We start from the raw sequence: 493 nt of genomic DNA, 5'->3' as shown, positions 1-493 counted from the left end.
CCCAACGCTCACATCGAATTTATTGCTGGAGGATCTTCCTCTGAAGATGGTTCCACGGGCGGGTGTATTTTAAACCCCGTTCAATTCAATGATTTATCGACAATTGAAAGCGGCTCTATTGTTGATTGGAGTTGGAACTTTGGAGATGGTGAAGTCTCTGTTGAAGAAAACCCCGAACATTTATTTGCTGCTGTTGGAACCTATACTGTCACACTGACTGTAACCAGTGAGTTTGGATGTACTGCTACAACCACTATTGATATTACAATGGATAATGGTTTAGGTATAGATTTAATCGTCAACGAACCTTCTTGTTATGGTTTTTCTGATGGGTCAATAACAATCAATGTTGATGAAATTGTCGGTGATGCCATTTTTATCATTAAAGATGCTACAGGTGAACTTAAAAACATTGACAATTCAAACACCGCCAACTCCTTATCATCAGGTTGGTATTATTTTTCTGTTGAAGATGAGTCGGATTGCGCAGCAT

Annotated in this window: 1 protein-coding gene; it reads left to right on the top strand. The window is 39.1% G+C overall.

The features are described 5' to 3' along the window. On the top strand, window positions 1-493 hold a 493-nt coding region (locus A8143_RS16930), incomplete at both ends, for a PKD domain-containing protein (protein ID WP_139134416.1).

The organism is Crocinitomix algicola, from assembly GCF_001661595.2.
In the GTDB taxonomy this organism is placed as follows: Bacteria; Bacteroidota; Bacteroidia; order Flavobacteriales_D; family Crocinitomicaceae; genus Crocinitomix; species Crocinitomix algicola.
The sequence above is the reverse complement of the archived record's forward strand: the minus strand, read 5'-3'. Positions and strand labels throughout refer to the sequence as shown.